Origin of the sequence: Nocardioides sp. (assembly GCF_036267815.1) — a bacterium.
GTDB lineage: Bacteria > Actinomycetota > Actinomycetes > Propionibacteriales > Nocardioidaceae > Nocardioides.
In genome coordinates this window covers 216591-242449 of record NZ_DATAVI010000039.1, presented here as the reverse complement: position 1 = coordinate 242449, position 25859 = coordinate 216591, and the positions used below count along the sequence as shown (strand labels likewise).

Here is a 25859-nt window from a genome sequence, read left to right as displayed (position 1 = left end):
AGAGGAGGCGGGACCAGCAGAGGTGAGTCGACCGTGCGACGGTTGCTCACCCTGCGCGAGGGCAGCATCGTCGTGGTGACTGTCCTCGCCATCGCCTACTTCTCGGTCGTCAACGACCGGTTCCTCACGACGGCGAACATGCAGACGCTGTTGCCGTACTTCGCCCCGTTCGCGATCCTCGCAGTCGGCGAGGTCATGCTGATGGTGGCCGGTGAGATCGACCTGTCGATCGGATCGGTCTACCTGTTCACCCCCTTCATGTTCTACGAGTTCCACCAGGCCGGTCTGCCGCTCTGGGCGGACCTGCTCCTGTCGCTGGTCTGCGCCGCCCTGATAGGCGCGTTGAACGGGTTCTTGACGGTGTTCGCCGGGATCTCGTCGTTCATCGTCACCCTCGGCACGCTCCTCGGCGTCGGCGGCTTGACCCTGATCATCTCCGGCGCGGCACCGGTCGCCATGCCCGGCGCCGAGGTCCGAACCACGACCGAGACCGTGACGAAGGTGGTCAACGGCCACCACATCTCGCTGCAGGAGCAGGTCAACCACGTGGGCGGGTTTGCCAGGTTGTTCGGTGCCGGAACCTACTCCGAGCTGATCTGGGCCTTGGTCGCAGTGGCCTGCCTGCACACCGTTCTCACCTCGACGCGGTGGGGCATGTACACCGTGGCGGTGGGCGGCAACCGACACGGAGCGGCCGAGGCCGGGATCAAGGTGCGCGCCATCGTCATCCGGAACTTCGTGCTGTGTGCGTTCCTGGCGGGGTTCGTGGGCGTCCTTGAGGCCGTCCGCGCCAGCTCGGTGACGCCGGACACGGCGGGAGCGGCGGAGACGATGTTCCGTGCCGTGTCCGCCGCGGTGATCGGTGGCTCGCTGCTGACCGGTGGTGAAGGCACGATCGTAGGCGCGCTGTTGGGCGCCCTGTTCCTCGGGATCCTGCGCGACGGCCTCGTCTTGGAGGGCGTCGACGCCGACTATCTCGACTTCATCCTCGGGCTGGCCATCCTGGTCGCGATGTGCATCAACACCTACGTCGGGCGAGTGCGAAAGGGCAGTGGCTATGCCTGAGGCCGCCGAGCATCGCGAAGACGTTCTCCGGGTCGAACACGTCTCCAAGCGGTTCGGGCCGGTAACGGCGCTGCGCGACATCAACCTGCGTCTGGGCAAAGGGGAGGTGCTCGGGCTGCTCGGCGACAACGGCGCCGGCAAGTCGACCCTGATGAAGATCCTGGCCGGCTTCCAGAAGCCCGACGAGGGGCGTGTGGTGGTCAAGGGCGAGGAGGTCGTGTTCCGCGATGTCGGGCACGCGCGGTCGCTCGGCATCGACTGCGTCTATCAGGACCTAGCGCTCGTCAACGAGCTCGACGTCGTGCAGAACATGTTTCTCAAGCGCGAGAAGGTCCGTCGGCCCCTTGCTCTCCTGGCCAAGCGAGAGATGCGGGCGGCGACGCGCGAGGCGCTCGACGAGATCGGGATCAACATTCCTCGGCTCGACGTTCCCGTCGCACGGCTCTCGGGCGGCCAGAGGCAGGCGATCGCGGTCGCCCGCACCGTGACCTCGGACGCGGACATCGTCCTGCTCGACGAGCCGTTGGCAGCGATGGGCGCCAAGGAAGGGGCGATGATCCTGGACCTGGTGCAGCACCTGCGCGAAGAGGGCCGTGTGTCGATCATCATGATCGCGCACAACTACGTTCACGTGCTGCAGTCCTGTGACCGGGTGAATCTCATCCAGGCCGGCGAGATCACCTTCGACAAGCCGACTGCTGACACCTCGGTCGAGGAGCTCAACGAGATCGTCGTCGAGGAGTACCGACGGGCCCGTCGCGCGGCGCTGGGTCCGACGGGGAACTAGCATCGTCCCCGTGGAGCGACCAGATCGCGGTCGGGCACCCGCGATGACCGATGTCGCTCGCGCCGCAGGAGTGTCGCATCAGACGGTCTCGCGGGTGCTCAACGGACACGCGAGCGTCCGCCAGAGCACACGCCTGCGCGTGCAGGCGGCCATGGCGGAGCTGGGCTATCGCCCCAACAACGCTGCGCGGGCCCTGGTCACCGGCGCGACGTGGACCATCGGCGTGGTGAGCCAGGCGACCCCGCTGTACGGACCGTCGCGGCTGCGGATCGCGCTCGAACTGGCGGCAGCAGATGCCGGGTTCAGTGTCTCGACCGCCAGCGTTCGCGAGGTGGACCGCGCCTCTGTGGCCCAAGCGGTGGAGCGGCATCTGGACCAGCGCGTCGACGGCATCGTGGTCATCGTTCCCGTGCCCACTGCCCAGGAGGCCTTGGACTCCTTGCGCCTCGACGTCCCCATCGTGGCGATCGACGGTGACCCTTCTCGTCGCTCCGGACTGGTGACGGTCGACCAGGCCGAGGGCGCCCGGCTCGCCACGCAACACCTCCTCGACGCCGGCCACCGGTCCGTCTGGCACGTGTCCGGGCCGGCCGAGTGGTTCGACAGCGCCGGCCGGATCAAGGGCTGGCGCAGCACCCTGGAGGCGGCGGGCGTCGAGCCGCCCCCGGTCATCGCCGCCGACTGGACTCCGGAGTCCGGCTATCGTGCCGGGCAGATGCTGGCCGGGATGCCGGACGTCACGGCGGTCTTCGCGGCCAACGACCACCTCGCCCTCGGGATCACCAAAGCGCTCCAGGACCGCGGACTCACCGTGCCGGGACGCCTCAGCATCGTCGGGTTCGACGACATTCCCGAGGCCCCCTACCTCTCGCCACCCCTCACGACGGTCAGGCCCGACTTCGCAGCCGTGGCCGAACACGCGATCAAGGCGATCCTCACGTGGCGTCTCGAGGGAACCATGTCGCAGGTGGCTCCGCTCGCTCCCGAGCTCGTCGTTCGCGCCAGCGTGGGAAGACCGCGGTCCTGACAGCGCCGCGCCCGGTCGGAGAGACTGTAGGTGGCCATGTGCCCAACGCTCCAGGTGGTCACCGTCCCAGGGCCCGGCGACCTCGCACAATGCCCCAGATGCTGCTCGCTGAGAAGTCGGAGGCGTTCCGTTCGGACCCTCACGTGCTTGAGGCGATGGCCCATTCGGGAGTCCTGGACCCGGCACAACCCACCCTGGCCGACGGCGAGTCGGTCGCGGACCTCCTGGCGACCGACGACGGCTTCGACCCCGAGCAGGCAGCCGAGCTCGACTACGGCTTTGTCCGACTCCAACAGCTCGCGGTCGAGCACCTCATCGGCTGAGCCGACGCCGGTGACCCACGATCCTCGGTGATGGGTTCAACTATCCTCGCCAGCACGCGAGCGACGCGCAGACGCCGAAGCTGACCATCCCGTCGCCGAGCATGGTCCACTACCGGGGTGGCCGCGCGGCGGTCGACACGGACGTCTACGCCGACCTCGAGCAGTTCTGGGCCGACCTGACGAGGGCATATGCGCAGGATGAGCCGGAGCACCAACACGAGCTCTACATCCGCAACATCAACGCCGCTCCGAGCCGCCGGCCGGACGGGATACGAGTCACCACCCACATGTGCCGGGGAGACTTCCGCTCCTCGGGCACGGCCGAGGTTGGCTGCGACTTCGTCGCCGAGGCACTGTTCAGCGAGCTCGAGGTCGACGGCCTCTTCCTCGAGTACGACGACGAGCGCTCGGGCGGGTTTGCCTCGCTGCGGTTCGTGCCGGCGGGCGAGCAGGTAGCTCCTGGACTCGTGACGACCAAGAACGGTGTGCTGGAGGACAAGCGCCAGCTGAAGCGTCGGATCGACGAGGCATCAGAGTACGTGTCACTGGACCAGCTCTGCCTGTCACCACGGTGCGGCTTCTCCTCGACAGTCGAGGGCATTGCGCTCACCTACGAGGAAGAGATCGCGAAGCTGAGGCTGATCGTCGAGACCGCCGAGGAGGTCTGGGGCTGGTTCGACCTTGCGGCCGCCCATCGTCACGCGTGACGAGGCCAGCTGGTCCAGCGTCCTCACGACCCGGCCGGCGCCCGGCGGTCGCGCAGGGGGGCGCGCAGGTGTGCGGCGGGAAGGACCAGGCTCGACTGCCAGCCCAGGGGCCCGCCGTCCAGGGTGACCCGCTGGCCGGGCTGCAGAGATGGGAAGCTGTCGCGACCCGACCGACCCCACCGCTCGGCAATGCAGCCGCCGCCGCAGGTGCCCGAGCCGATCAGGTCGCCGGCTTGGAGCTGGGTGCCGCGCGATGCGTAGGAGACGATCTCGGCAAAGCTCCACGCCATGCGGTCCAACGAGTCGCCACCGAACTGAGCGCCGTCGACCGATGCCACCAGGGTCGGACCACCTGGCTGGCCCTCGGCGAGCCCGGGCAGCTCCTCAGCGGTGATCAGCCACGGGCCAAGGCTGATCGCGGAGTCCTTGCCCTTGCAAGGGCCGAGGGGCCCCTCCATCTCGACTGCCTGGAGGTCGCGCGCGGACCAGTCGTTCATGAGCGCGTAGCCGACGATGCAGTGTGCCGCCTCCGTCACGGTCAGGTCGGCGAGCCGTGGGACACCGGGCGCCGGGCCGACCACCGCCGCGACCTCGAGCTCGAAGTCGAAGACCTGACAGCCGGGCGGCGTGGTGACGTCATCATGCGGACCGAGTAGGCCGGCCGGGTTGGAGAAGTAGAAGAGCGGCTGTCGGTACCAGATCTCGGGCACTGACGGCGTCGCGCCGACGAGTCGGCCCATGCCTTCGACATGACGCTCGAAGGCCATGAAGTCGCGGACTGATGGCGGCGTCTCGATCGGCGGTGCCAGCCAGGCCTCGGCGAGCGGCACGATCTCCTGGGGTGCGCCGAGGAGACGGGCTCCCACGTCACGTAGGGAGCCCGAGGCGACCAGCTCGAGCACGGACAGACCGGGCCCTCCGCCATGGACGGCATCCCCGACCACGACCCCGACCCGAGGGCGTTCTCCCGCTGTGGCCGATCGGTGACGGTAGCGGACCCACCTCATCGCTGGGGCGCCTCGGTCGCCTTGTCGGCCCCGTTGCGAAGGGCGTCCCAGTGATCGCGCAGGCTCGCCATGCACCCGAACATCACGGGTCCCGGTGTGGGCGGAGTCGGGCTCGATGAGAGCTCCCGGTAGATCGTCGCCACATTGGCGGCAAGGCGCTCCGCCTCGGGCCATCTCGTGAACGACCCGAGGTCGATGTCGCGCGCCGCCTGGTCGATCGACATCCCCAAGGCGTGGCGTCGAGCCGCCTGCTCGCGGACGAGCTCCAGGTAGTCCGACATCTCGCGCAGCCGGCTCATCGGTGAGATCGGGCCGTGACCCGGCACCAGGTAGCGCGCACCGAGCTCGCGAATGCGCGCACACGCGCGAAGCCAGTTCTCGGTGGGGCCCTCCCACATGATGGGAGTGCCTGCGGCGAAGACGATGTCGCCGGTGAACACGACACCGTCACGCTCGCAGTACACGATCGTGTCCGCCGAGGTGTGGGCCGGACCGACGTCGACCAGCAGCAGGTCGACGCCGCGCAGGGACACGTGATGCTCGACCTCGTAGGTCTCGGTCGGATAGCGCGGCCGGATGGAGGCGAACTCGAAGGCGCCGAAGATCCGTCGGCCGAAGGCGCCGACCTGCCCCGGAGTCTGCAGCAGTCGGGCCACGGTGTCCGGTCCCACCGCGCGCATGTCGTCGAGCGTGCCGGAGGCGGCGACGATCCGGGTCTGGTCGTCGAGCAGGGCATTGCCGAACCAGTGGTCACCGTTGCCGTGCGTGTTCACGACGGTGCGGATCGGGGTCCCGGCCGTGAGTGGGCCGAGCTGGGACATCATCGTGCGCGTGTGGGGCAGGTCGAAGAGCGTGTCGACCAGCACGGCCTCGTCCTCGCCCACGACCACCCCGGCGTTGCTCAGGCCCCACCCCCCATCACCCTGGAGCCAGGCGTAGCTGCCTCCCGCCACGTGGCGCAGGCCGGTCCGGTCGGCGTTCAACGGTCCCCCCGAATATAAACAGGTTTCCTGATTAGTAGACCAGGACGTCGAGCCGATTGGCAAGCATCCACAGGGTCGCCGCGAGCCCCCGGATCAGGCGAAGGCGAGCGTGACGCGGGCAGGACCGGCGCCGGCGTTCGCCACGACCCGGGCGACGCAGACACAGACCTGACGACCGCCCTGCTGCTGAGCGTCACTGAGGAACACGTCACGATGGTCGAGCCTGCCTGTCAGGTCGGTCACGCTCATCAGGCACAGGCCGCACTCGCCCTTGCGACAGTCCCACATCACGTCGGCGCCTGCGGCGGAGAGTGCCTCGAGCATGGTCTGATCGGGTGCGACGACCGCCTCGACCCCCTGCTCGGGGAGGCACACCTCGAACGGTTCGGCGTCGTACCAGCCGCTGTTGCCGAAGGTCTCGAAGCGCAGGTCGACGGGTGAGAGGTCCGCGCTCTGCCAGGCCCGGCGGACGGCATCCATCAGCCGCACCGGTCCACACATGAGGAGCTCGCGACGGCCCGGTGCACCCGCGACCTCGTGGACCAGTGCTTCGACGTCGAGCGCCGTGCCCTCGTCGTCGACGTGCAGCTCGAGCCGTGGCCCGTGCTCGGCCTGGAGCAGGTCGACGTAGGCCATCGACGCGCGGGACCGTCCGACGTAGACGAGACGGTAGTCGGTCTCGAGCCGGGCCAGCGCGCGCGCGGCGCCGACCAGGGCGGTCACCCCGATGCCTCCGGCCAGGAGGACGTAGCCATCGGCGCCGGCCAGGAGCGGGAAGTCCTGCAGCGGCCTGGTTGCCTCGACAGTGTCGCCGACCCGCAGGCTGTGCAGATGCGCCGAGCCGCCTCGGCTGTGCTCGGCCAGCTGCACGGTGAGGGTGAGCAGGGTGCCGGTCGGGTCCGACTCGACCACGGAGTACGACCGGATGTCAGTGGCCGCAAGGGGCCCCTCGCCCAGGCGGACCCGGACATCGACATGGGACCCGGGCGCCGCTGGGCGACCCAGCGGAACCGGTCGCTCCAGGGTGATCCGGCGAGCGCGTGGGGTGACCGTCCGGCTCTCCACCACGCGGCAGGTGCGCCAGTCCCGGAGAGCGGTGTTGGTCATCGGAGGACCGGGGGCGCGGGTTCGCCGGTGAGTGCTCGCGCGTCCGGCGGCGCGGCCGGCCGCGGGGTGTCAAGGGCCCCCTCGGCCGCCAGCATCCGGTCGAGGATGCGGCGCACCCACATGCCGCCGGCGTCGATGTTGAGGCTGTAGAACGCGTAGTCGGGGTTCGCGTCGATGGCCTGCTGCTGCGCCTGCAGCATCACCTCGTCCTCACCGAACACGCCCTTGACGCCGTTGCGCAGCTCGGTGGTGATCTGCTGGCTGCTGAGGCGGTAGTTGCGCATGAAGGCCCAGAAGTAGTGCGAGCTTCGCTCGGTCTCCGGCGTGATCGTGTTCATCACGTAGCCGTTGACACCCTGGCTGCGGTCGCCCTCGGGAGCACCGGTCCCGGTCGGGGCGACGCCGACGTCGATGCAGATCGTGCTGGGAGCGTAGTAGTGGATGATCTGCCATCGATCCACGCGCCCCGAGAAGTCCGGGAACCGGTCACGGATGTTCTTGGCCCAGAACGAGGGCGGAGCGACGTCGATCATCCACCGGGTGACGCTGACGTGGTCGTCGCTCTCCAGGCGGGTGCTGAACTCCGACTGACTCAGCTCGTCCTGCCCCAGGGTCGAGCCGTGCACGAACTCCTCGTGGGTGAGGTCCATCAGGTTGTCCAAGATGAGCTGGTAGTTGCAGCGCGCCTCGATGGTCAGGCCGTCGCCCGCCCACGCCGGGTCGTCCATCTGGTGCATGTCCGGGATGGCTGCCGGATCGGCCCTCGCCGGCTCGCCTGGCCACACCCAGAGGTACCGGTGGCGCTCGACGATCGGGTAGGACGGCACCGAGGCACTGGGGTTCAAGGTCTCCTGCGCCGGGAGCCGGGTGCAGCGGCCTGACGGGTTGTACCGCAGGCCGTGGTAAGGGCACTGGATCTCGTCCGCACCGACCAGCTTGCCCATCGACAGCGGTGCGAGCCGGTGCCAGCACGCATCGGCGAGCGCGACGGGTCGCCCGGCCTCGGTGCGGTACAGCGCCATCGGCCGTCCCGCGACCGTCCGGGCCAGGATGCCGCGGTGCGTGACCTCGTGGTCCCATGCCACGGCGTACCACGTGTCCAGCGGGTGGGGGAAGATCTTGGCGTTCACGCGCTCGCGGAGGGCATCGTCGCTCATGACTCCAGGGTTCGCCGGGGGATGTGGCGCCCGCCACATCGTTTGCATTCACTGCAAGCCGGATCCACCGGCCCTGGCGTAGGCCCGCGAGATGCCGCGCGCCGCCGTGCGGACAACCGGGACCAGGGCGGCGGGCCGAGCGCCCTCGGCGGCGACCACCAGCGAGACCGCGGCGGCCACTCCTCCGCGGCCGTCGAGGATCGGGGCGGCCACCGAGAGTGCGTCCTCGGTCACCGCGCGGCGGCTGACGGCGTATCCGTCACGGCGCACGCCGGCCAGGACCCGGCGCAGCCGGCCCGGGTCCACGATCGTGGCCGACGTGTAGCGGGTCAGCTCCCCGTCGAGGACCCGCTCGAGCACCTCGAGTGGAGCGTGCGCGAGCAGCACCAGACCCACGCCCGTGGCGTGGAGTGCGAAGCGACCGCCCACCCGGGTCAACACCGGGATGGCCGAACGGCCGGTGATCCGCTCCACGAAGACCACCTCGGCCCCCTCCCGCACGGCGAGCTGGACGTTCTCGCGGGTCACCAGGTAGAGGTCCTCCAAGAACGGCAGGGCCACCTCACGCAGCGGTGTCCCGCGCGGGGCGAGCGAACCGACCTCCCACAACCGGAGCCCGACGCGGTAGCGACCGGATTCCGTGCGCTCCAGAGCGCCCCAGTCGACCAGCTCGGCCGCCCTGCGCTGGGCGGTCGACAGGGTCAGTCCGGCACGTGTGGCCAGCTCGGTGAGGTTGAGCTCGCGGTGGGTCGCGTCGAAGGCGCCCAGCAGGGCGAGTACCTTCGCCGTGACCGAGGACCTCCTCCCGGCGAGCTGGCTCAGTGGGTCTTCGCCATCTCGGCGTTCTCCACGAACGTCTGGGTGTGCTTCCGTCCGCCGAGCATGACCGCAGCGATGAGCGCGGCGGTCAGAGCGGCGATCCCGCAGACCAGGTACCCGATGCCGTAGGCATGCGACAGGGCGTGGAAGGCGACGTCCTTGAGCGGGTTGAACGGCTGCATCGTGCCGTTGGGCCCAGGTACCTGGGCCGGCACAGCGTTCTGGCCGAGCGGACCGGACTTCACGGCGCCGACCGCGCCCTCGACGGCCGCCCTCTGCGCCGGCGGCACGTGTGCCGGCGCCGCGTAGAAGGCGTCCAGGCCCTTCTGCAGAGTGGGTGATGCGGCGATCTTGGCGTTGATGGCGTTCGCGGCGTTGGTCAGGGCGATCGAGCCGACGATGGCCGGGCCGAGGGTGAGGCCGAAGTCGCGCAGCATGCTGGTCGCCCCGCTGGCCATGCCGGCTTTCGCGGTGGGCACGCTGTTGACCGCGACCACGGTGATCGCAGTGACGGCGGTCTTGAAGCCGGCACCGACGACCAGCAGCGGCACGGCCACGGCCGCGATCGACAGGTGGGTGGCCGGGATGGCCGAGAGGGCGATGTCGCCGACGCCGATCAGGCCCATCCCGGCGGCCAGCACCCAGCCGGGGTTGTAGCGCACGAGCATCCTGGTGCTCACCGGGAAGAGGACGACGCCCATGACGTTGAGGAGTACGAAGCCGACCGAGGTCTTGAGGGGCGAGTAGTCCTGGATCGCCGAGAGCCGGATGCTGGTCGCGTACGCCGTCCCGAGGTAGGCGAACATCCCGAGCACGGTGACGATCGCCGAGACGGTGAACATCCGGTTGCTGAACAGCTCCAGCTGGATCAGGGGCTTGTCGACGCGACGTTCGACGAGCACGAAGGCCACCAGGAACACGACCGCGACCACGAAGCTCCCGATCACCTTGCCGCTGCCCCAGCCGTCCTCGGCGCCCTGGATGACGCCGTACAGCAGGGCGAAGAGGGCGATGGCGACCGTGACCTGGCCGGGCCAGTCGAGAGAGCGGCCCTGGGGGGACGAGGAGTTCTGCGCGGCAACGAGCGTGACGATCGTGCTGATCGTGGCGAGCGCGGCCATCGCCAGGAAGGCGTAGCGCCAGCTCGCGTAGTCACCGCCCGAGTGGTGGATGCGGGCCAGGACGCCGCCGATGAGCGGCGACATGAACCCGCCTGCGGTGAGCGCGGCGGCCCAGATCGAGATGGCGTGCGCGCGCTCTCCCACGGTGTGGGTGCCGGCTGCCAGCATGGCCACCGAGGTCGGGAAGATTGCCGCTGCGCCGATGCCGGCGATCACCTGCCCGGTGAGCAGCATCCCGACCCCGCCCGACGGGGTGAGGAAGCCGATGATGCCGCCGATGATCATCAAGGCGGACCCGATCGAGAGCAGGCGCTTGCGTCCGAAGAGGTCACCGACGACCCCGAACGAGAGCTCGAACAGGGTCACCGGCACCAAGAAGGCGTCGGAGACCCAGGTCAGCTGGGTCGACGTGGTGCCGAGGTCCTGGTTGATGAAGCCGTTGATGACGGCCGGGATGCTGAGGCCGATCTGGGCGACGAAGACCGCCCCGATGGCGGCGACGAGGGTTCCGGTGGTCAGCTTCTGGACGGTTGCGGCGGCGTCCGATGCGGCGCCCGATGTGGCGGCGGTCTCACTCATGACTGTGAAGCAAACCACAACGGAAACCTGATGTACAGGTTTCCTGATGATTAATTTCGAGGGTCAGCGAGTGGTCTGATCGGCGGTCCGCTCGGGATGCAGGAGCGCGGTCCGGCACTGGTCCAGCGAGTGCCGGAGGCGGGCTGCCTCGTCCTCGGAGAGCAGAGTGAGCATCCTGGTCTCCAGTGCAGCCACCTGCGGGCGCAGCTGGGCGAGGAGACGTCCGCCATCCGGGGTCAGCGCGATCACCAGCCGGCGCCGGTCCGCCGGGTCACGGTGCCGGTCGATGAGGTGTCGGTCGAGCAGGGTGGTGACCATGTCGGCCATGCTCTGGGCGGTCACGAACGAGTGCCGGGCCAGATGTGCCGACGTCAGGTCCGGGTGTCGCTCGAGAACGGTGAGGGCGGTGTACTGCAGCGCCGTCAGACCCACCGGCCGGGTCAGCTCGTCGAGCTCGGCGCGGACGGCGAGCTCGACCTGCTTCATCAGGTAGAGCAAGGTGGGCGGGGTCGGCCTCTCCTCGCGGCCACCATCACCGGTGGTGCCTGTCATCCGCGTTCTCCTCGCCCGGGGAAGGCTCATGCTAGGAGCACTCAGTGGAGCCCGAGGACGCGGGCGGCGTTGTGCTTGAGGATCCCGGGCAGGTGTGCCGGATCGATACCCAGCGCTTCGAAGTCCTCCAGCCAGCGCTCGGGGGTGATCAGCGGGTAGTCGCTGCCGAAGAGGACCTTCTCGCGCAAGATCCCCCCGGCAGCCCGGACCAGCTCCGGGGGGAAGTACTTGGGGCGCCAGCCCGACAGGTCGATGAACACGTTGGCCTTGTGGGTGGCCATCGAGATCGCCTCGGCCTGCCACGGCACGGACGGGTGTGCCAGGACCACGGTCAGTCGGGGGAAGTCCGCGGCGACGTCGTCGAGCAGCATGGGGTCGGAGTACCGCAGCTTGATCCCGCGTCCACCCGGAAGCCCGGCGCCGATGCCGTTCTGGCCGGTGTGGAAGAGCGCCGGCACGCCGAGCTCCTCGAGGGTGGCCCACAGCGGAGCGAAGGTCGGGTCACCGGGGGAGAAGGCCTGGAGGCTGGGGTGGAACTTGAAGCCCCGGACCCCGTGGTCCTCGACGAGGGCGTGGGCGCGCTCGATCGCCGCGACGCCCTGGCGAGGATCGACCGAGCCGAAGGGGATCAGCACATCGGCGTGCTCGGCGGCCTCCTCGGCGATCTCCTCGCTCCGCAGGGCGGCGTGGCCGGTCGCGGTGGTGGCGTCGACGGTGAAGATGACTGCCGCCATGCCGGCGGCGCGGTAACGGGTGGCGAGGTCCGCGACCGTCGGCGTACGGCCCTCGGTGGCCTTGAAGTACGCCGCCGACGCCGTCAGCAGCTCCTCGTCGAGAGCGAAGTGGCCGTGACCGTCTGCCTCGACGTGGACATGGACGTCGAGCGCAGTGATCGCGTCGAGATCGATGCGGGGCTCATAGCGGGTCACGGGAGCACCTCCGCGAGGCGGGCCTTGAGCAGCTTGCCGGATGCGTTGTGCGGGAGCTCGGGAAGGAACACGACCGACTTGGGCAGCTTGTAGCGGGCCACGCGCTCGGCCAGATGCGCGAGCAGAGCCTCCGGATCCGGCGCCGCACCCTCGTGCAGGACGACGAACGCGCGGCCGACCTCTCCCCAGCTCTCGTCCGGCACCCCGATCACCGCGCACTCGGCGACCGCCGGGTGCGCGTACAGGGCACGCTCGACCTCGGCGGGGTAGACGTTCTCGCCACCGGAGATGTACATGTCCTTGAGTCTGTCGACGACACGGAGATAGCCCTCATGGTCACGCACCGCGATGTCACCGGTGTGCAGCCAGTCGCCGGTGAACGCGCGTGCCGTGGCATCCTCGTCGTCCCAGTAGCCAGGAGTGACGTTCGGACCGGACACCAGCACCTCCCCGGGCTCGTCGACGTCCACGTCCTGATCGCCCTGGACGATCCGCACGTCGCTGAAGAAGCACGACGTTCCGGCTGAGCCGAGCTTGCGGACCCCGTCCGCTGTCCGCAGCATGGTCGTCCCCGGAGATGCCTCGGTCAGGCCGTAGCCCTGGACGATCATCAGTCCGCGGTCGAGCCACGTGCGCAGCAGTGACTCGGGAATCGAGGCTCCGCCGCTCAGCGCCAGGTGCAGGCTGTCCAGGTCCGCTTCGGCGAAGCGCGGTGCGGCCGCCAGGGCAAGGTACATCGAGGTGACACCGAACAGCAGGGTCACTCGTTCGGCCTCGATCAGGTCGATCGCGCGCACCGGATCGAACTTCGCCTCGACGAGCGCCGTACCACCCTTGAGGATCGTCGGGAACAGCACCTGGTTGAGGGCCGCGGTGTGGAACAGCGGCGCGGTCACCAGCGCAATCTCCTCGCTGCCGAGGTCGATGTCGACCAGCAGGTTGTAGACGTTCCAGATCACGTTGCCGTGGGTGAGCATCACCCCCTTGGGCTGGCCGCTGGTGCCCGAGGTGTACTGGATCATGAAGAGGTCGTCCAGGGCGATGTCCTCGTCGAGGTCTGTCTCGTCTGTCTGCGCCAGGGCTGCCAAGCCGGTGCCAGCGCGCCGAGTGAAAGGGACGGTGTCGATCTCCAGGCTCGCCACGGGCCCGGTGGAGGTCGGTGCGGCCAGGGCGTGCTCGACCACGAGGAGCCGCGCACCGCTGTGGTCGAGCGCGTGGGCCAGCTCCGGGCCCGCCAGGCGCGTGTTCAGCGGGACGAAGACGCCACCGAGCTTGGCGGTCGCGAACATCGCGACGACCATCTCGATCGAGTTGAAGCCGAAGAAGGCGACTCGGTCGCCGCGACGGATGCCGCGACGGCGCAGTCCGTGAGCCAGACGGGTGGCGCCCCGGTGCAGCTCGGCGTACGACGTCGGGACTCCATCCTGGACCAGGGCCGCCTTTGCCGGGGTCATCCGGGCACGCCGACGTGTCCAGGAGCCGAGGCCGTGGTCCTTCATCGTGCGACCCCCTCCGCTTGGGGGTCCAGGGAGCCCAGGCCGTGGCGGTCCTTGAGGTCGAGGAGCTCGACCAGCGCCCGGTCGCGCCGGGCCAGGATGTCGGGCTCGCGGCCGCCCAGCTCGTTCGTGACGCCCTCGACGAGCTCGGTGACCAGCTCCGGGGTGAGCGCCGGGTCGCCCAGATCGGACCACCACTCGACCATCGGTGGACCGAGGTGCGCGAGCACGTGGGCCAGGCCCTCGGGACCGCCGGAGAGGTGCTGGGTCGCGATCGGTCCGAGCAGCGCCCAGCGCAGCCCCGGGCCGGAGGACACCGCGAGATCGAGCTCCGCGACGGAGATGGCGCCTCGCCGGACCAGGTCGTAGGCCTCGCGCCACAGCGCGGCCTGGAGGCGGTTGACGACGTGGCCGGGCAGCTCCGCGCGGACCCGGACCGGACGCCGGTGCAGGAGCGTCATCGCCGACATGGTCGCCGCGACGGTCTCCTCCGAGGTCAGCCGTCCGCCGACCACCTCGACCAGCGGCACCAGGTGAGGCGGGTTGAACGGGTGGGCGACGACGACCCTCTCCGGATGCCGGCACGCGTCCTGGAAGGTGCTGGGCCCGAAGCCGGAGGAGCTGCTGGCCAGCACGACGTCGGGGTCCGTGGCCCCATCGAGCGCCGCGAAGAGAGTGCGTTTGAGATCCACGCGCTCGGGACCCGCCTCCAGGACCAGGTCGGCGTGAGCCACTGCTCGGGTCATATCGGTGTGGACCCGCAGCCGGTCCATGGCTTCGGGTCCGCTCCCGAGGTCGCCCAGGTGAGCGGGGAGCGTGACGCGCAGGCGCTCCTCGACGCCGAACGCCGGGTCGGCGACGTGGACGGTCAGGCCGTACGCCAGGGCGAGTGCCGCCCAGCTGCCGCCGATCGAGCCTGCTCCGACGACCGCAACGGTGGCCGGATGGTCCCGCATCGTTGTCATCGCGTCACCGTCGTTGCCGAAGCTGCCCGCGCGCGCTCGTCGGCAAGGGCGACGAACACGTCCAGCGAGGTCGGGTCGGCCAGCGCGTCGCGACTGACGACCTGGGCCGCGGGCGTGCCCTGGAGGATCCGCTTGACCGGAAGCTCGAGCTTCTTACCGGTCAGGTTGCGGGGGATCGTCGGCACGCCCACGATGCGGTCGGGGACGTGTCGCGGTGAGAGCGCCGAGCGGAGCGCTCGGCGGATCGTGTCCGCCAAGGCTTCGTCGACCTCGACCGCCGGCCCGGCGACGAAGAGGATCAGCTCGCCGTTGCCGCCGGCCGGGTCCTCGAGGTGCACCACGAGGCTGTCCTCGACGTGGGGGAGCTCCTCGACGACGCGGTAGAACTCGGCGGTGCCCAGGCGGACACCTCCTCGGTTGAGGGTGGCGTCGCTGCGGCCGGTGACCACGCAGCTGCCGTCGGCCTCGAAGACGATCCAGTCGCCGTGGCGCCAGATCCCCGGGTAGCGGTCGAAGTAGGTCTCCCGCAACCGCGAGCCGTCCTCGTCGCCCCAGAGACCGATCGGCATCGAGGGCATCGGAGCGGTCACCACCAGCTCGCCGGGCTCGCCGATCACCTCGTGACCACTCTCGTCGTAGGCGTGCACGTCCACGCCGAGGGCTCGCCCGGAGATCCTCCCGGAGCGCACCGGGAGCAGCGGGTTGTTCTGCACCAGCCCGCTGCAGACGTCTGTTCCGCCACTGCCGACGTTGAGCTGCACGCCCGGCCCGAGCTGGTCGCGGATCCAGACGTAGCCTTCGGCCGGCAGGGGAGCACCGGCCGAACCGACCACCCGGATCCGCAGGTCGAGGCCGGAGAGCTCGATGCCGGCCGCTCGGCAGGCCATCACGAAGCCGGGGCTGGCGCCCATCAGGGTCGCCCGGGTCTCCTCGGCCAGGCGCCACTGCCAGCCCAGGTCCGGGTACGTCGGGTCGCCGTCGATCAGGACGATCGCCGAGCCGACCAGGAGACCCGACACCAGCGCGTTCCACATCATCCACGCGGTGGTGGAGTACCAGAGCAGCACGTCTCCTGGACCGAGGTCCCACGACAGTGCGTGGTTCTTGAGGTGCTCGACCACGATCCCGCCGTGACCGTGCACGATGGCCTTCGGCCGGCCGGTGGTTCCCGACGAGAACAGCACGACGAGGGGGTGGTCGAAGGCCACCGGTGTGGTCCGCGCCTCGGGATCGGTGACGTTCGCGAGCGACCGCGGCCACGACCGGGCCCCGTCGACCCGCCACTGGCCGTACTCGACGTCCAAGACGTGGCGCACGCTGGGGAGTCCTGCCACGATCTCGGCGATCGCGGCCCGGCGGTCGACGTCCTTGCGGCCGTAGCGGTAGCCGCCGGCCACGACCAGGACCAGCGGCTCGACCTGGCCGAACCTGTCGATCACGCTGCGGGGCCCGAACTCGATCGCACAGCTGGTCCAGACCGCTCCTAGTCCGGCAGCGGCCAGGAAGGCCACCAGGGTCTCGGCCGTGTTCGGCAGATAGCCCGCAACCCGGTCACCGGGTCCGACCCCCAGCTCGATCAGGACCCGGCGCGCGCGCGCGACCTGGTCGCGCAGCTCACCCCACGTCAAGGAGAGGTCCGCCCGCGACTGCGAGCGGGCGAGGACCGCGACCGCGGCGTCATCGGCTCCGGCCCCGCGCATCGCGTGCTCGGCATAGTTGAGCAGGGAGCCGGTGAACCAGCGCGCCCCCGGCATCCCGCGTTGCGCGAGCACCGCGGTGCGGGAGCCGTGGTCGGTGACCTCGAAGTACTCCCAGATCGCCGACCAGAACCCCTCCAGGTCCTCGACCGACCACTGCCACAGGGAGTCGTGGTCGCGCAGGTCCAGCCCGCGGCTCTCCCGCACCCAGCTCAGGAAGTGGCCCACCTGGGTGGTCTCCAAGACGTCCGGCGGCGGACGCCAGAGCACTGTCCCGGGGACCTCGCTCACCGGTCCGTCACCTTCTCGGCGCGCCCGTCGAGGAACGCCTGCATCCGGTCCTTCGCATCGTCGGTGCCTTGGGCGATGGCGGCCATCATCGCCTCCATGAAGTAGCCCTCCCGCGGATTGGCCTCGGCGATCCGGGGCAGCGCCTGGATGATCGCGAAGTTGGTCTGCGCAGCGTTCTCCGCGATCCGGGCGGCGAGGTCGAGGGCGACCTTCACGCCGGTGCCGTCGTCGACGAGGTAGTGCGACAGTCCGATCGCCGCGCCCTCCTCGGCGTCGTACCGGCGGCCGGTGAGCATCAGGTCGGCCATCCGCGCGACCCCGATGAGCCGTGGCACTCGCACAGAGGCGCCGCCACCGACGAAGATGCCACGCATGCCCTCGGGCAGTGCGTAGAACGTAGAGCGCTCGGCGACCCGGAGATGGGTGGCCGCGGCCAGCTCCAGTCCGCCGCCGACCACGGCACCCTTGAGCGCCGAGACCACCGGCACGGGACCGAACTCGACCTGCTCGAAGACCCGGTGCCACATCCGTGAGTGCCGAACGCCGTCGAGAGTGTCCCGCCCCGACATCTCCGAGAGGTCCAGTCCGGAGCAGAAGTGCTCACCCTCAGCGGCGATCACCACGCACGCGACGTCGGCGGGCAGGTGGGTGAAGAACCGCTCCATCCCCAGCATCGTCTCGTCGTTCAGTGCGTTGCGCTTCGCCACGCGGTCAAGGGTGAGCAGCGCGATCTTCCCCGAGCGTGTGGCGCGCAGCGAGGGTGGAAGATCCACGTCCACCGTGGCCGCATCTTCGGGCTCGTCTGGCACGGCTGCCTCCCTTAAAGAACAGGTTTCCTGATTATTAGACCAGATGCTCACGCCCCTCACAAGGTTGTCGAGCGACTCGTCCACGGCGGCGCCCGGAGGTGGCCGAGGACAGGACTCCTCGCGCGCCTATGCTTCCACTCAGTGGAACTTGACCCGGACAGGAGGCTCGAGCGGTGGCTGGTGGGACGTCGGCACCCGGAGTGAGCGTGGCCTCACGCGTCCTGGGGCTGCTGGGTGCCTTCGACCCCGACCACCGCGCCCTGCGGCTGACCGAGCTGGCTGCGCGGGCAGAGCTTCCCGTCCCCACAGCCCATCGCCTGGTCGCCGACCTGGTGGCCTGGGGCGGGTTGAGTCGGCGGCCGGACGGCTGCTACGTCGTGGGCCGGCGGCTGTGGGACGTCGGCATGCTCGCCGCGGTCCAGGCAGACCTGCGCGAGGTCTCCTCCCCGTTCCTGCACGACCTCTACGGCGCCACCCTCGCGACCGTGCACCTGGCGGTCCGCGACGATGACCGCGCGCTGTACCTGGACCGCCTGTCGGGGCACGCCTCGGTGCCGGTCGTGAGCAACGTCGGGTCCCGGCTGCCGTTGCACGCCACCGGCGTGGGCAAGGTGCTCCTGGCCTACGCCCCCGAGCAGGTGCGCATGCGGGTGCTCGCGGACCTCACTCGGGTCACTCCGCACACCATCACCCAGCCGGGCCGGCTCCTGCGCGACCTGTCCCGGGTCCGACGCGAGGGTTACGCGGTCACCCAGGAGGAGATGAGTCTCGGCGCGTGCTCGGTGGCGGTACCGGTGACCGACAGTCGCGACCGGGTGGTCGCCGCGCTCGGGATCGTCGTGCCGCGACTGGGTCGTGACCGGGCCAGGCTGGTCGCGGCGCTCGAGGTAGCGGCCCAAGGCATCCGACGCCACCTGTGAGGCCTTCCGCTGGACGGAACGACGGGCGTGACCGGAGCGCCTTGCAGCAGCCACACTGCGCTCATGCGAACCCAGGTCGCGATCGTCGGCGCCGGTCCCGCGGGTCTGCTGCTCTCGCAGCTGCTCGCCGCGCGCGGGGTCGAGTCGGTGGTCGTCGAGACGCGGTCCCAGGACTACGTCCTGGCCCGCATCCGCGCCGGCATCCTGGAGCAGTCCTCGGTCGAGGCTCTCCGAGCCGCCGGGGTGGCTGCGCGTCTGGAGGTCGAGGCGCTCCCGCACCGTGGCATCTACCTGCAGTGGCCCGGGGAGCGACACCACCTCGACTTCGTCGACCTCGTCGGGCGGCGCGTCTTCGTCTACGGGCAGACCGAGGTGACCAAGGACCTGGTGAGCGCGCGTGAGCAGGCCGGGCAGGAGCTCCACTACGAGGTCCACGACACCGCGGTGCACGACATCGAGACCGACCACCCGAGCGTGACCTTCACCGACGTCGCGGGAGCTGTCCGGCGCATCGGGGCCCGCGCCGTCGTGGGCTGCGACGGGTCCTTCGGTCCGTGCCGACAGGCGGTCCCCGACCGCATCCGGCGTACCTGGGAGCGGACGTATCCCTACGCCTGGCTGGGCGTGCTCGCCGACGTCGCTCCGTCCACAGACGAGCTGATCTATGCCTGGCACCCGGAGGGGTTCGCCATGCACTCCATGCGATCGGAGCAGGTGAGCCGGTTCTACCTCCAGGTTCCGGCCGACGAGGAGCTCGCCGAGTGGCCCGATGACAGGATCTGGGAGGCACTGTCGACCCGGTTGGGCGAGGGGGTGGACTGGTCGCTGACCAGCGGCCCGGTGACCGAGAAGAGTGTCCTGCCGATGCGCAGCCGGGTGACCAGCCCGATGCGCCACGGTTCGCTGTTCCTGGCCGGGGACGCGGCCCACATCGTGCCGCCGACCGGTGCGAAGGGACTGAACCTGGCGATCGCGGACGTCGCGCTGCTCGCGCCGGCACTCGCCGACCTGGTGCTGTCCGGGGACTCCCGGCGCGCGGACGACTACTCACCCACCGCGCTTCGCCGGGTGTGGCGGTGCACGCACTTCAGCTGGTGGATGACCACGATGCTGCACCAGTCGGGAGATGACTTCGACGCGGAGCTCCAGCGTTCCCAGCTCCGCTGGGTCGCGGACAGCCGGGCGGGCGCGGCCGGGCTCGCCGAGAACTACACCGGCCTCCCGCTGCCCCTGTGAACTAGTGGGCCGGCTCTTCCGTCCAGTGGAAGGCCGTCCTCGTCACGCGAGGCGCGCCCACCTAGCGTGTGGGCGTGAGCACACCCGAAGTCGAGGAGCCGGCCGCGTCGTCCGACAGCGCCGTCAGCACGCAGGCGGAGATCAGCGCCGAGATCGCCCAGGTCGAGTCGGCACGCCAGCGCGACGGCGCCACCCGAGCTCAGCCGGCGATCGACTACCCGCCGTACCGGTCGAGCATCCTGAGGCACCCGACCAAGGATCTGCACCACGCGGACCCGGAGACGATCGAGCTCTGGTCACCCTGCTTCGGGCACTCCGACATCGGGGACGCCGAGGCGGACCTCACCATCCAGCACACGGGCGAGCCGATCGGGGAGCGGATGACCGTGACCGGGCGGGTCACCGACGGTGAGGGCCGTCCGGTCACCGGCCAGCTGGTCGAGATCTGGCAGGCCAACGCGGGCGGGCGCTACGTGCACAAGCGCGACCAGCATCCGGCGCCGCTCGATCCGAACTTCACCGGGGTCGGGCGATGTCTGACCGGGCCCGACGGCAGCTACTTCTTCCGCACCATCAAGCCGGGGCCCTACCCGTGGCGCAACCACCTCAACGCCTGGCGCCCTGCCCACATCCACTTCTCGATCTTCGGCAACGCCTTCACCCAGCGGCTGGTCACGCAGATGTACTTCCCGGGCGATCCGCTGTTCGCCCTCGACCCCATCTACCAGGCCATCACCGACCAGAAGGCACGTCACGCGCTGGTCGCCACCTACGATCACACGCAGACACAGCCCGAGCTCAGCCTCGGCTATCGCTGGGACGTCGTGCTGACCGGCCCAGCGGCCACCTGGACGGAGGAGGACCGATGAGTCTCGCGACGCCCGGTCAGACAATCGGTCCGTTCTTCGGGTACGCCCTGCCCTATGAGCGGGACAACGAGCTGGTCCCGCCGACCTGCGAGGGTGCGGTCCGCCTGCACGGCCGGGTGCTCGACGGACACGGGAAGCCGATCCCCGACGCGCTGGTCGAGATCTGGCAAGCCGATCCGCAGGGCCGGGTCGTCCAGGTGCCGAGCTCGCTGCGACGCGACGGCTGGACCTTCTCGGGATTCGGCCGCGCGTCCACCGACGCGGACGGCCACTACTGGTTCACCACCCTGTCGCCGGCGTCCACAGAGCCGGACCGCGCGGCGTTCTTCGCCGTCGCCGTGTTTGCTCGCGGGCTGCTCGACCGCCTCTTCACCCGCGCGTACCTCCCCGAGGAGGCCCTGGACGCCGACCCGCTCCTCGCTTCCCTGCCCGCAGACAGGAGACGGACCCTGGTACTGACCCCTGACCCTCACGGCTACGTCTTCGACATCAGGTTGCAGGGTGCCGACGAGACGGTCTTCCTGCGATACCGGACCTGACCGTGACCGAGCTCCTGTGGCCCGGCGACGAGCGGGCCGGCGAGATCTGCTCGACCGCCTCGGTGCTGCGTGCCCTGGTGCGGGTCGAGGAGGCGTGGCTGGGGATCCTCGTCGAGTTCGCGATCGCGCCGGCGGCTGCTGCCGGGTCGCTGACCGGCCTCGTGGGGCCCGACGACCTCCCCTCCGTGGCCGCCGCCGCAGAGGCCGGCGGCAATCCGGTGATCCCCCTGGTGGCTCTTCTCCGAGAGCGCCTCGGGGAGGAGGCCGCCTTGTGGCTGCACCGGGGGCTGACCTCCCAGGACGTCCTCGACACGGCCCTGGTCTGTTGCCTCGCCGAGGCTTCGGACCACGTCGAGGACCTGGTGGCCGCACAGGCCCGCTGCGTGGCCGGGCTCGCGCGCGAGCATCGCGACTCCGTGATGGCCGCGAGGACTCTCACCCAGTACGCCGTGCCGTCGACGTTCGGGCTGAAGGCGGTCAGCTGGCTCGACGGGCTCGCCTCCGCGACCACGCGTCTGCGCACTGCTCGCTCCGCGATGGCCGTGCAGGTCGGCGGCGCCGCTGGCACCCTCTCCGCCCTCGCCGCCCTGGCCGGCCCGGACCGTTCCCCGCTGGCGATCGGCGAGGCCCTGGCCGACCGGCTCGGCCTGCTCCCGGCCCGTCCGTGGCACACCGACCGGGGCACGCTCACGACCCTGGCGGATGCGCTGGTCGCCCACGGCGATGCCTGGGGACGGATCGCGGGTGACGTGGCCCTGCTCTCGCGTCCCGAGATCGCCGAGGTCGCCGAAGAGGTGGGCGGGGGCTCCTCGACGATGCCGAACAAGGCCAACCCGGTGCTCTCGATCCTGGTCCGCCGCCACGCGATGTGGGCTCCGCACATCGGTGCGCTGCTGCACTCCGCGGCCGGGATGTACGTCGACGAACGACCGGACGGGGCTTGGCACGTCGAGTGGGACGCGTTGCGTCTCCTGGGCCGACGCACCGTCGTGGCGGCGTCTCAGGCCGCCGACCTGCTGGGCGGACTCAGGGTCGACGCCGAACGCATGGCGGCGAGGGCTCGTGAGGCGTCCTCCGACCTGCTCGCCGAGCAACGGAGCGTCTCGTCACTGCTCCCGGCTGGTGCCGACGGCTCCTATCTCGGCGTGTCCGGCGAGCTGGTCGACCAGGGTCTGATGCGCGCGGCCGACGTGTGGGAGGAGCTGCGATGACGTCCCCGGAGATCACCCTGGTCCGGCTGGGAGGCGGTGCGGACCGGCCGCTACTGGTGGTGGGCCCATCCCTCGGGACCTCGGTCACGGCCCTCTGGGGCGCCGCTGCCGCAGAGCTGGAGGACGCGTTCCACGTCGTCGGCTGGGAGCTGCCGGGACACGGCCGCGGAGCCCCCGCACGGTTCTCCTTCACCGTGGCCGAGCTCGCCGGCGGTGTCCTCGCCTCGGTGCGGCGCGTTCTCACCGAGTGCGGCCAGGACTCGTTCGTCGTTGCCGGAGACTCTCTCGGTGGGGCGGTTGCCCTCCAGGTCGCCCTCGACGCCCCGGAACAGGTCACCGGATCACTGGTCATGTGCACGGGCGCCCGGATCGGTAGGCCGGTGGAGTGGCGGGAACGCGCTGCCCAGGTGCGGGCCACCGGGACTGCCTCGCTGGTGGAGCCGTCGGCCGAGCGTTGGTTCGCGCCCGGGTTCATCGACCGGCAACCCGCGCGGGCCGGCGCCTTGTTGCATTCGCTGCGCGACACCGATGCCGAGAGCTACGCGCTGGCGTGCGAGGCCTTGGCCGGGCTGGATCTCGGCGGCCGGCTGGCAGAGATGCGGGTGCCGGTCGTGGCGATCGCCGGCGCTCTCGACGAGGTGACACCGGTCCGCGACCTTCAGGAGATCTCGGACGGAGTCCCGTGTGGCGCCTGCGTCGAGCTTCCCGGGGTCGGGCACCTGGCGGCTGTGGAGTCCCCGGGCGCGGTCGCTGACCTGATCCGTGGGCTCGCCCCCGGCACCGGTGAGGCGTCGTACGTCCGGGGGCTGCGCATGCGCGTCGACGTGCTCGGACGCGAGCACGTCGGCCGGGCAGCCTCCGCGACGAGCGATCTCACGCGGGACTTCCAGACGTTCATCACCCGCTACGCGTGGGACGGCATCTGGAACCGACCCAAGCTCGACCGTCGCAGCCGCTCGGTCGGGGTGCTCACCGCCCTGGTCTGCGGCGGCCACTTCGAGGAGCTCGCCTTCCACCTGCGTGCCGCCCGGACCAACGGGCTGACGCGTGACGAGATCGTGGAGGTGCTCCTGCAGTCGGCAGTCTATGCCGGAGTTCCGGCAGCCAACCGGGCCTTCGCCGTGGCCAACGAGGCTCTGGCCGACGACACGGCGACTGGAGAGGTCGACCTATGAACGCGAGGGCCGTGCCATGACGTCGGCCTTCGTCTACGCCGCCGTCCGCACGCCGTTCGGTCGGTTCGGCGGCGCGCTGGCCGGTGTGCGTCCCGACGACCTGGCGGCCGTCGCCATCCAGGGGATCCTCTCCCGGGTGCCGGCGCTGGACCCGAGCTCGCTCGGCGACGTGATGTGGGGGTGTGCCAACCAGGCCGGTGAGGACAACCGGAACGTCGGCCGGATGGGCGTCCTTCTGGCTGGGCTCCCGGTGTCGGTGCCGGCGACCACGGTGAACCGGCTCTGCGGCTCGTCCCTCGACGCGGCCATGATCGGCTCACGGGTCATCGAGTCTGGCGACGCCGACCTCGTGCTCACCGGGGGCGTGGAGTCGATGACCCGCGCTCCCTGGGTGCTGCCGAAGCCGTCGCGTGCCTATCCGGCAGAAGACCTGGCCGCCGTGTCCACCGCGCTCGGCTGGAGACTGGTCAACGAGAGGATGCCACCCGAGTGGACCGTCTCGCTCGGCGCAGCCAACGAGCTGCTCAGTGAGAGGTTCGCGATCTCGCGCGAACGCCAGGACGAGTTCGCCGCCCGGTCACACAACCTTGCCGACGCGGCATGGGCGGCGGGGTTCTACGCCCCCTGGGTGGTGTCGGTCCCCGGCGTCGAGCTGGCTCGTGACGAGGGCGTCCGCCCAGGGTCCACTCCGGAGAAGTTGGCTGCGCTCACGCCGTCCTTCGCGTCCGAGGCCGAGGGGGGCACCATCACCGCCGGCAACGCCTCGCCGCTCAGCGACGGTGCCTCCGCCGTACTCCTCGGGTCGGAGAGGGCGCTCGTGGGCCTCGACCCCCTGGCACGCATCGCGGGCCGTGGAGTGGCGGCGGTCGAGCCGCAGCTGTTCGGCTACGCGCCCGTCGACGCGGCCGGCCGCGCCCTGGCGCGGGCCGGTATCTCCTGGAGCGATGTGGGGGCGATCGAGTTGAACGAGGCGTTCGCCGTGCAGTCACTGGCGTGCCTCGACGCGTGGAAGGTCGACCCGGAGATCGTCAACACCAAGGGCGGCGCCATCGCGATCGGACACCCGCTGGGGGCGTCCGGAGGGCGGATCCTCGGCACCCTCGTCGCCCGGCTTCGCGAGTCGGGGGAGCGGTACGGCGTCGCCGCGATCTGCATCGGGGTCGGCCAAGCGCTCGCCGTCGTGCTCGAGAACGCCTCATGACGGCACGGATCTGTGCGTCGGTCGAGGAGGCGGTCGCGGGGATCGAGGACGGCTCGACCGTGCTGGTCGGTGGCTTCGGGATGGCCGGAATGCCTGTGCACCTGATCGAAGGCCTCGTCGACCAGGGTGCGAAGGACCTGACGGTGGTCTCCAACAACGCCGGAAACGGCGAGACCGGACTGGCCGCGCTGCTGGCCGCCGGCCGGGTCGCGAAGATGGTGTGCTCGTTCCCGCGTCAGGCGGACTCCTGGGTGTTCGACGATCTCTACCGCGCGGGAAGGATCGAGCTCGAACTCGTGCCGCAAGGCAACCTGGCGGAGCGGATGCGAGCGGCCGGGGCCGGGATCGGAGCCTTCTTCTGCCCGACCGCGGTCGGCACCCCGCTCGCGGAGGGCCGGGAGATCCGGCAGATCGACGGCCGGGCATATGTGCTGGAGTACCCCATCAAGGGTGATGTGGCCCTGATCGGTGCCCACCGGTCGGACCGCATGGGCAACCTGGTCTACCGCAAGACCGGTCGCAACTTCGGACCCGTGATGGCGACCGCAGCCACCACCGTCGTGGCTCAGGTGTCGAGCGTGGTCGAGATCGGGCAGCTGGACCCGGAAGCCGTCGTGACCCCGTCCATCTACGTCGACCGTGTGGTTGCCGTATGAGCCTGTCCAAGGCCGAGATGGCCTCGATGGTGGCTCGCGACATCCCACCCGGCTCGTTCGTGAACCTCGGAATCGGTCAGCCCACGTTGGTCGCCGACCATCTGCCAGCAGGAGCCGGGGTCGTCCTGCACACCGAGAACGGCATGCTCAACATGGGACCGGCCGCGGGCACTGACGAGATCGACCCCGATCTTGTCAACGCCGGGAAGGTCCCGGTGACCGAGCTTCCGGGGGCGTCGTACTTCCATCACGCCGACTCGTTCGCGATGATGCGGGGCGGCCATCTGGACGTCTGCGTGCTGGGGGCCTTCCAGGTATCGGCCCGGGGGGATCTCGCCAACTGGCACACAGGTGCTCCCGACGCCATCCCGGCTGTCGGCGGCGCCATGGACCTCGCCGTCGGAGCCAGGCAGGTCTTCGTGATGATGACGCTGTTCACCAGGCAGGGTGAGCCGAAGCTGGTCCGCGACTGCTCCTACCCGCTCACCGGCGTCGCCTGCGTCGACCGCGTCTACACCGATCTGGCGACCTTCGCGGTCGAGCCCGACGGCGTCAGCGTGTGCGAGACCTTCGGCATCTCGGTCGACGAACTTGTCGAGCGGCTCGACATGGAGCTACGACTCGCCTGACA

The 25859-nt window shown here is 70.2% G+C and carries 26 protein-coding genes and 1 pseudogene; 14 read left to right on the top strand and 13 right to left on the bottom strand.

Annotation, left to right across the window (positions count from 1 at the left end; all coding sequences use genetic code 11):
• Positions 1–33: 33 nt before the first annotated feature.
• From VHW64_RS08855 to VHW64_RS08835, 5 genes are all read left to right on the top strand, one after another.
• Positions 34–1065: an ABC transporter permease gene (locus VHW64_RS08855; protein WP_329650161.1), complete on the top strand. Its 1032-nt coding sequence runs from the start codon at positions 34–36 to the stop codon at positions 1063–1065.
• Entirely contained in the window at positions 1058–1852 is a 795-nt protein-coding gene (locus VHW64_RS08850; protein ID WP_329650160.1) for an ATP-binding cassette domain-containing protein, read from the top strand. Before VHW64_RS08855 ends, VHW64_RS08850 begins: the two co-directional genes overlap by 8 nt.
• 10 nt (positions 1853–1862) lie before the next feature.
• On the top strand, positions 1863–2879 hold the full coding sequence (locus VHW64_RS08845; RefSeq protein ID WP_329650159.1) for a LacI family DNA-binding transcriptional regulator: 1017 nt from the start codon (positions 1863–1865) through the stop codon (positions 2877–2879).
• Positions 2880–2977: 98 nt separating this feature from the next.
• A complete protein-coding gene (locus VHW64_RS08840) occupies positions 2978–3202 on the top strand; it encodes a hypothetical protein (protein WP_329650158.1) in 225 nt (74 codons plus the stop codon).
• 101 nt (positions 3203–3303) lie between these two features.
• On the top strand, positions 3304–3909 hold the full coding sequence (locus tag VHW64_RS08835; RefSeq protein WP_329650157.1) for a hypothetical protein: 606 nt from the start codon (positions 3304–3306) through the stop codon (positions 3907–3909).
• 23 nt (positions 3910–3932) lie between these two features.
• Here VHW64_RS08835 and VHW64_RS08830 read toward each other — a convergent pair whose 3' ends face one another.
• The 13 genes and pseudogenes from VHW64_RS08830 to VHW64_RS08775 form a co-directional block, all read right to left on the bottom strand.
• Positions 3933–4853 (bottom strand): fumarylacetoacetate hydrolase family protein, encoded by a 921-nt coding sequence (locus tag VHW64_RS08830; RefSeq protein ID WP_329650156.1) that lies wholly within the window; start codon positions 4851–4853, stop codon positions 3933–3935.
• A gap of 59 nt (positions 4854–4912) precedes the next feature.
• Positions 4913–5899, bottom strand: coding sequence for an MBL fold metallo-hydrolase (locus VHW64_RS08825; RefSeq protein ID WP_329650155.1), 987 nt, complete (start codon positions 5897–5899; stop codon positions 4913–4915).
• A gap of 93 nt (positions 5900–5992) precedes the next feature.
• Positions 5993–7006 (bottom strand): PDR/VanB family oxidoreductase, encoded by a 1014-nt coding sequence (locus VHW64_RS08820; protein ID WP_329650154.1) that lies wholly within the window; start codon positions 7004–7006, stop codon positions 5993–5995.
• Entirely contained in the window at positions 7003–8163 is a 1161-nt protein-coding gene (locus VHW64_RS08815) for an aromatic ring-hydroxylating dioxygenase subunit alpha (RefSeq protein WP_329650153.1), read from the bottom strand. Before VHW64_RS08815 ends, VHW64_RS08820 begins: the two co-directional genes overlap by 4 nt.
• Before the next feature lie 48 nt (positions 8164–8211).
• Positions 8212–8772, bottom strand: a complete 561-nt coding sequence (locus VHW64_RS08810; protein ID WP_329650152.1) for an IclR family transcriptional regulator — start codon at positions 8770–8772, stop codon at positions 8212–8214.
• A gap of 42 nt (positions 8773–8814) precedes the next feature.
• A pseudogene (locus tag VHW64_RS20290) lies at positions 8815–8985 on the bottom strand (helix-turn-helix domain-containing protein); the annotation flags it as partial.
• On the bottom strand, positions 8982–10682 hold the full coding sequence (locus tag VHW64_RS08805; RefSeq protein WP_329650151.1) for an MFS transporter: 1701 nt from the start codon (positions 10680–10682) through the stop codon (positions 8982–8984). The gene VHW64_RS08805 and the pseudogene VHW64_RS20290, both read right to left, overlap by 4 nt.
• 63 nt (positions 10683–10745) lie before the next feature.
• On the bottom strand, positions 10746–11234 hold the full coding sequence (locus tag VHW64_RS08800) for a MarR family winged helix-turn-helix transcriptional regulator (protein WP_329650150.1): 489 nt from the start codon (positions 11232–11234) through the stop codon (positions 10746–10748).
• Between the two features lie 41 nt (positions 11235–11275).
• Positions 11276–12142 carry an amidohydrolase family protein gene (locus tag VHW64_RS08795; protein WP_329650192.1) on the bottom strand — a complete coding sequence of 289 codons (867 nt, stop codon included), beginning with the start codon at positions 12140–12142 and terminating at the stop codon, positions 11276–11278.
• A 17-nt stretch (positions 12143–12159) separates the two neighbouring features.
• Positions 12160–13662 carry a long-chain fatty acid--CoA ligase gene (locus VHW64_RS08790; protein WP_329650149.1) on the bottom strand — a complete coding sequence of 501 codons (1503 nt, stop codon included), beginning with the start codon at positions 13660–13662 and terminating at the stop codon, positions 12160–12162.
• Entirely contained in the window at positions 13659–14624 is a 966-nt protein-coding gene (locus tag VHW64_RS08785; RefSeq protein WP_329650148.1) for a 3-hydroxyacyl-CoA dehydrogenase NAD-binding domain-containing protein, read from the bottom strand. The genes VHW64_RS08790 and VHW64_RS08785 overlap by 4 nt, the downstream gene beginning before the upstream one ends.
• Positions 14621–16612: an acetoacetate--CoA ligase gene (locus VHW64_RS08780; protein WP_329650147.1), complete on the bottom strand. Its 1992-nt coding sequence runs from the start codon at positions 16610–16612 to the stop codon at positions 14621–14623. Before VHW64_RS08780 ends, VHW64_RS08785 begins: the two co-directional genes overlap by 4 nt.
• On the bottom strand, positions 16609–17385 hold the full coding sequence (locus VHW64_RS08775; protein WP_329650191.1) for a crotonase/enoyl-CoA hydratase family protein: 777 nt from the start codon (positions 17383–17385) through the stop codon (positions 16609–16611). Before VHW64_RS08775 ends, VHW64_RS08780 begins: the two co-directional genes overlap by 4 nt.
• Positions 17386–17627: 242 nt before the next feature.
• Between VHW64_RS08775 and VHW64_RS08770 the strand changes: the two genes are divergently transcribed.
• The 9 genes from VHW64_RS08770 (at position 17628) to VHW64_RS08730 (ending at position 25857) form a co-directional block, all read left to right on the top strand.
• Positions 17628–18341, top strand: a complete 714-nt coding sequence (locus VHW64_RS08770; protein WP_329650146.1) for an IclR family transcriptional regulator — start codon at positions 17628–17630, stop codon at positions 18339–18341.
• A gap of 63 nt (positions 18342–18404) precedes the next feature.
• Complete coding sequence (locus VHW64_RS08765; protein WP_329650145.1) at positions 18405–19577, top strand: 4-hydroxybenzoate 3-monooxygenase; 1173 nt, start codon at positions 18405–18407, stop codon at positions 19575–19577.
• A gap of 74 nt (positions 19578–19651) precedes the next feature.
• Complete coding sequence (gene pcaH, locus VHW64_RS08760; RefSeq protein WP_329650144.1) at positions 19652–20446, top strand: protocatechuate 3,4-dioxygenase subunit beta; 795 nt, start codon at positions 19652–19654, stop codon at positions 20444–20446.
• The gene (pcaG, locus tag VHW64_RS08755; RefSeq protein ID WP_329650143.1) at positions 20443–20985 is read left to right on the top strand and encodes a protocatechuate 3,4-dioxygenase subunit alpha; all 543 of its coding nucleotides are present in this window, start codon (positions 20443–20445) and stop codon (positions 20983–20985) included. Before pcaH ends, pcaG begins: the two co-directional genes overlap by 4 nt.
• A 2-nt stretch (positions 20986–20987) precedes the next feature.
• A complete protein-coding gene (locus tag VHW64_RS08750; RefSeq protein ID WP_329650142.1) occupies positions 20988–22196 on the top strand; it encodes a lyase family protein in 1209 nt (402 codons plus the stop codon).
• Positions 22193–23371 (top strand): alpha/beta fold hydrolase, encoded by a 1179-nt coding sequence (locus VHW64_RS08745; protein WP_329650141.1) that lies wholly within the window; start codon positions 22193–22195, stop codon positions 23369–23371. The genes VHW64_RS08750 and VHW64_RS08745 overlap by 4 nt, the downstream gene beginning before the upstream one ends.
• Positions 23372–23387: 16 nt before the next feature.
• On the top strand, positions 23388–24572 hold the full coding sequence (locus tag VHW64_RS08740) for a thiolase family protein (protein WP_329650140.1): 1185 nt from the start codon (positions 23388–23390) through the stop codon (positions 24570–24572).
• Positions 24569–25228 (top strand): 3-oxoacid CoA-transferase subunit A, encoded by a 660-nt coding sequence (locus VHW64_RS08735; protein WP_329650139.1) that lies wholly within the window; start codon positions 24569–24571, stop codon positions 25226–25228. Before VHW64_RS08740 ends, VHW64_RS08735 begins: the two co-directional genes overlap by 4 nt.
• Entirely contained in the window at positions 25225–25857 is a 633-nt protein-coding gene (locus VHW64_RS08730) for a 3-oxoacid CoA-transferase subunit B (RefSeq protein WP_329650138.1), read from the top strand. Before VHW64_RS08735 ends, VHW64_RS08730 begins: the two co-directional genes overlap by 4 nt.
• The last annotated feature ends 2 nt before the right edge of the window (positions 25858–25859 follow it).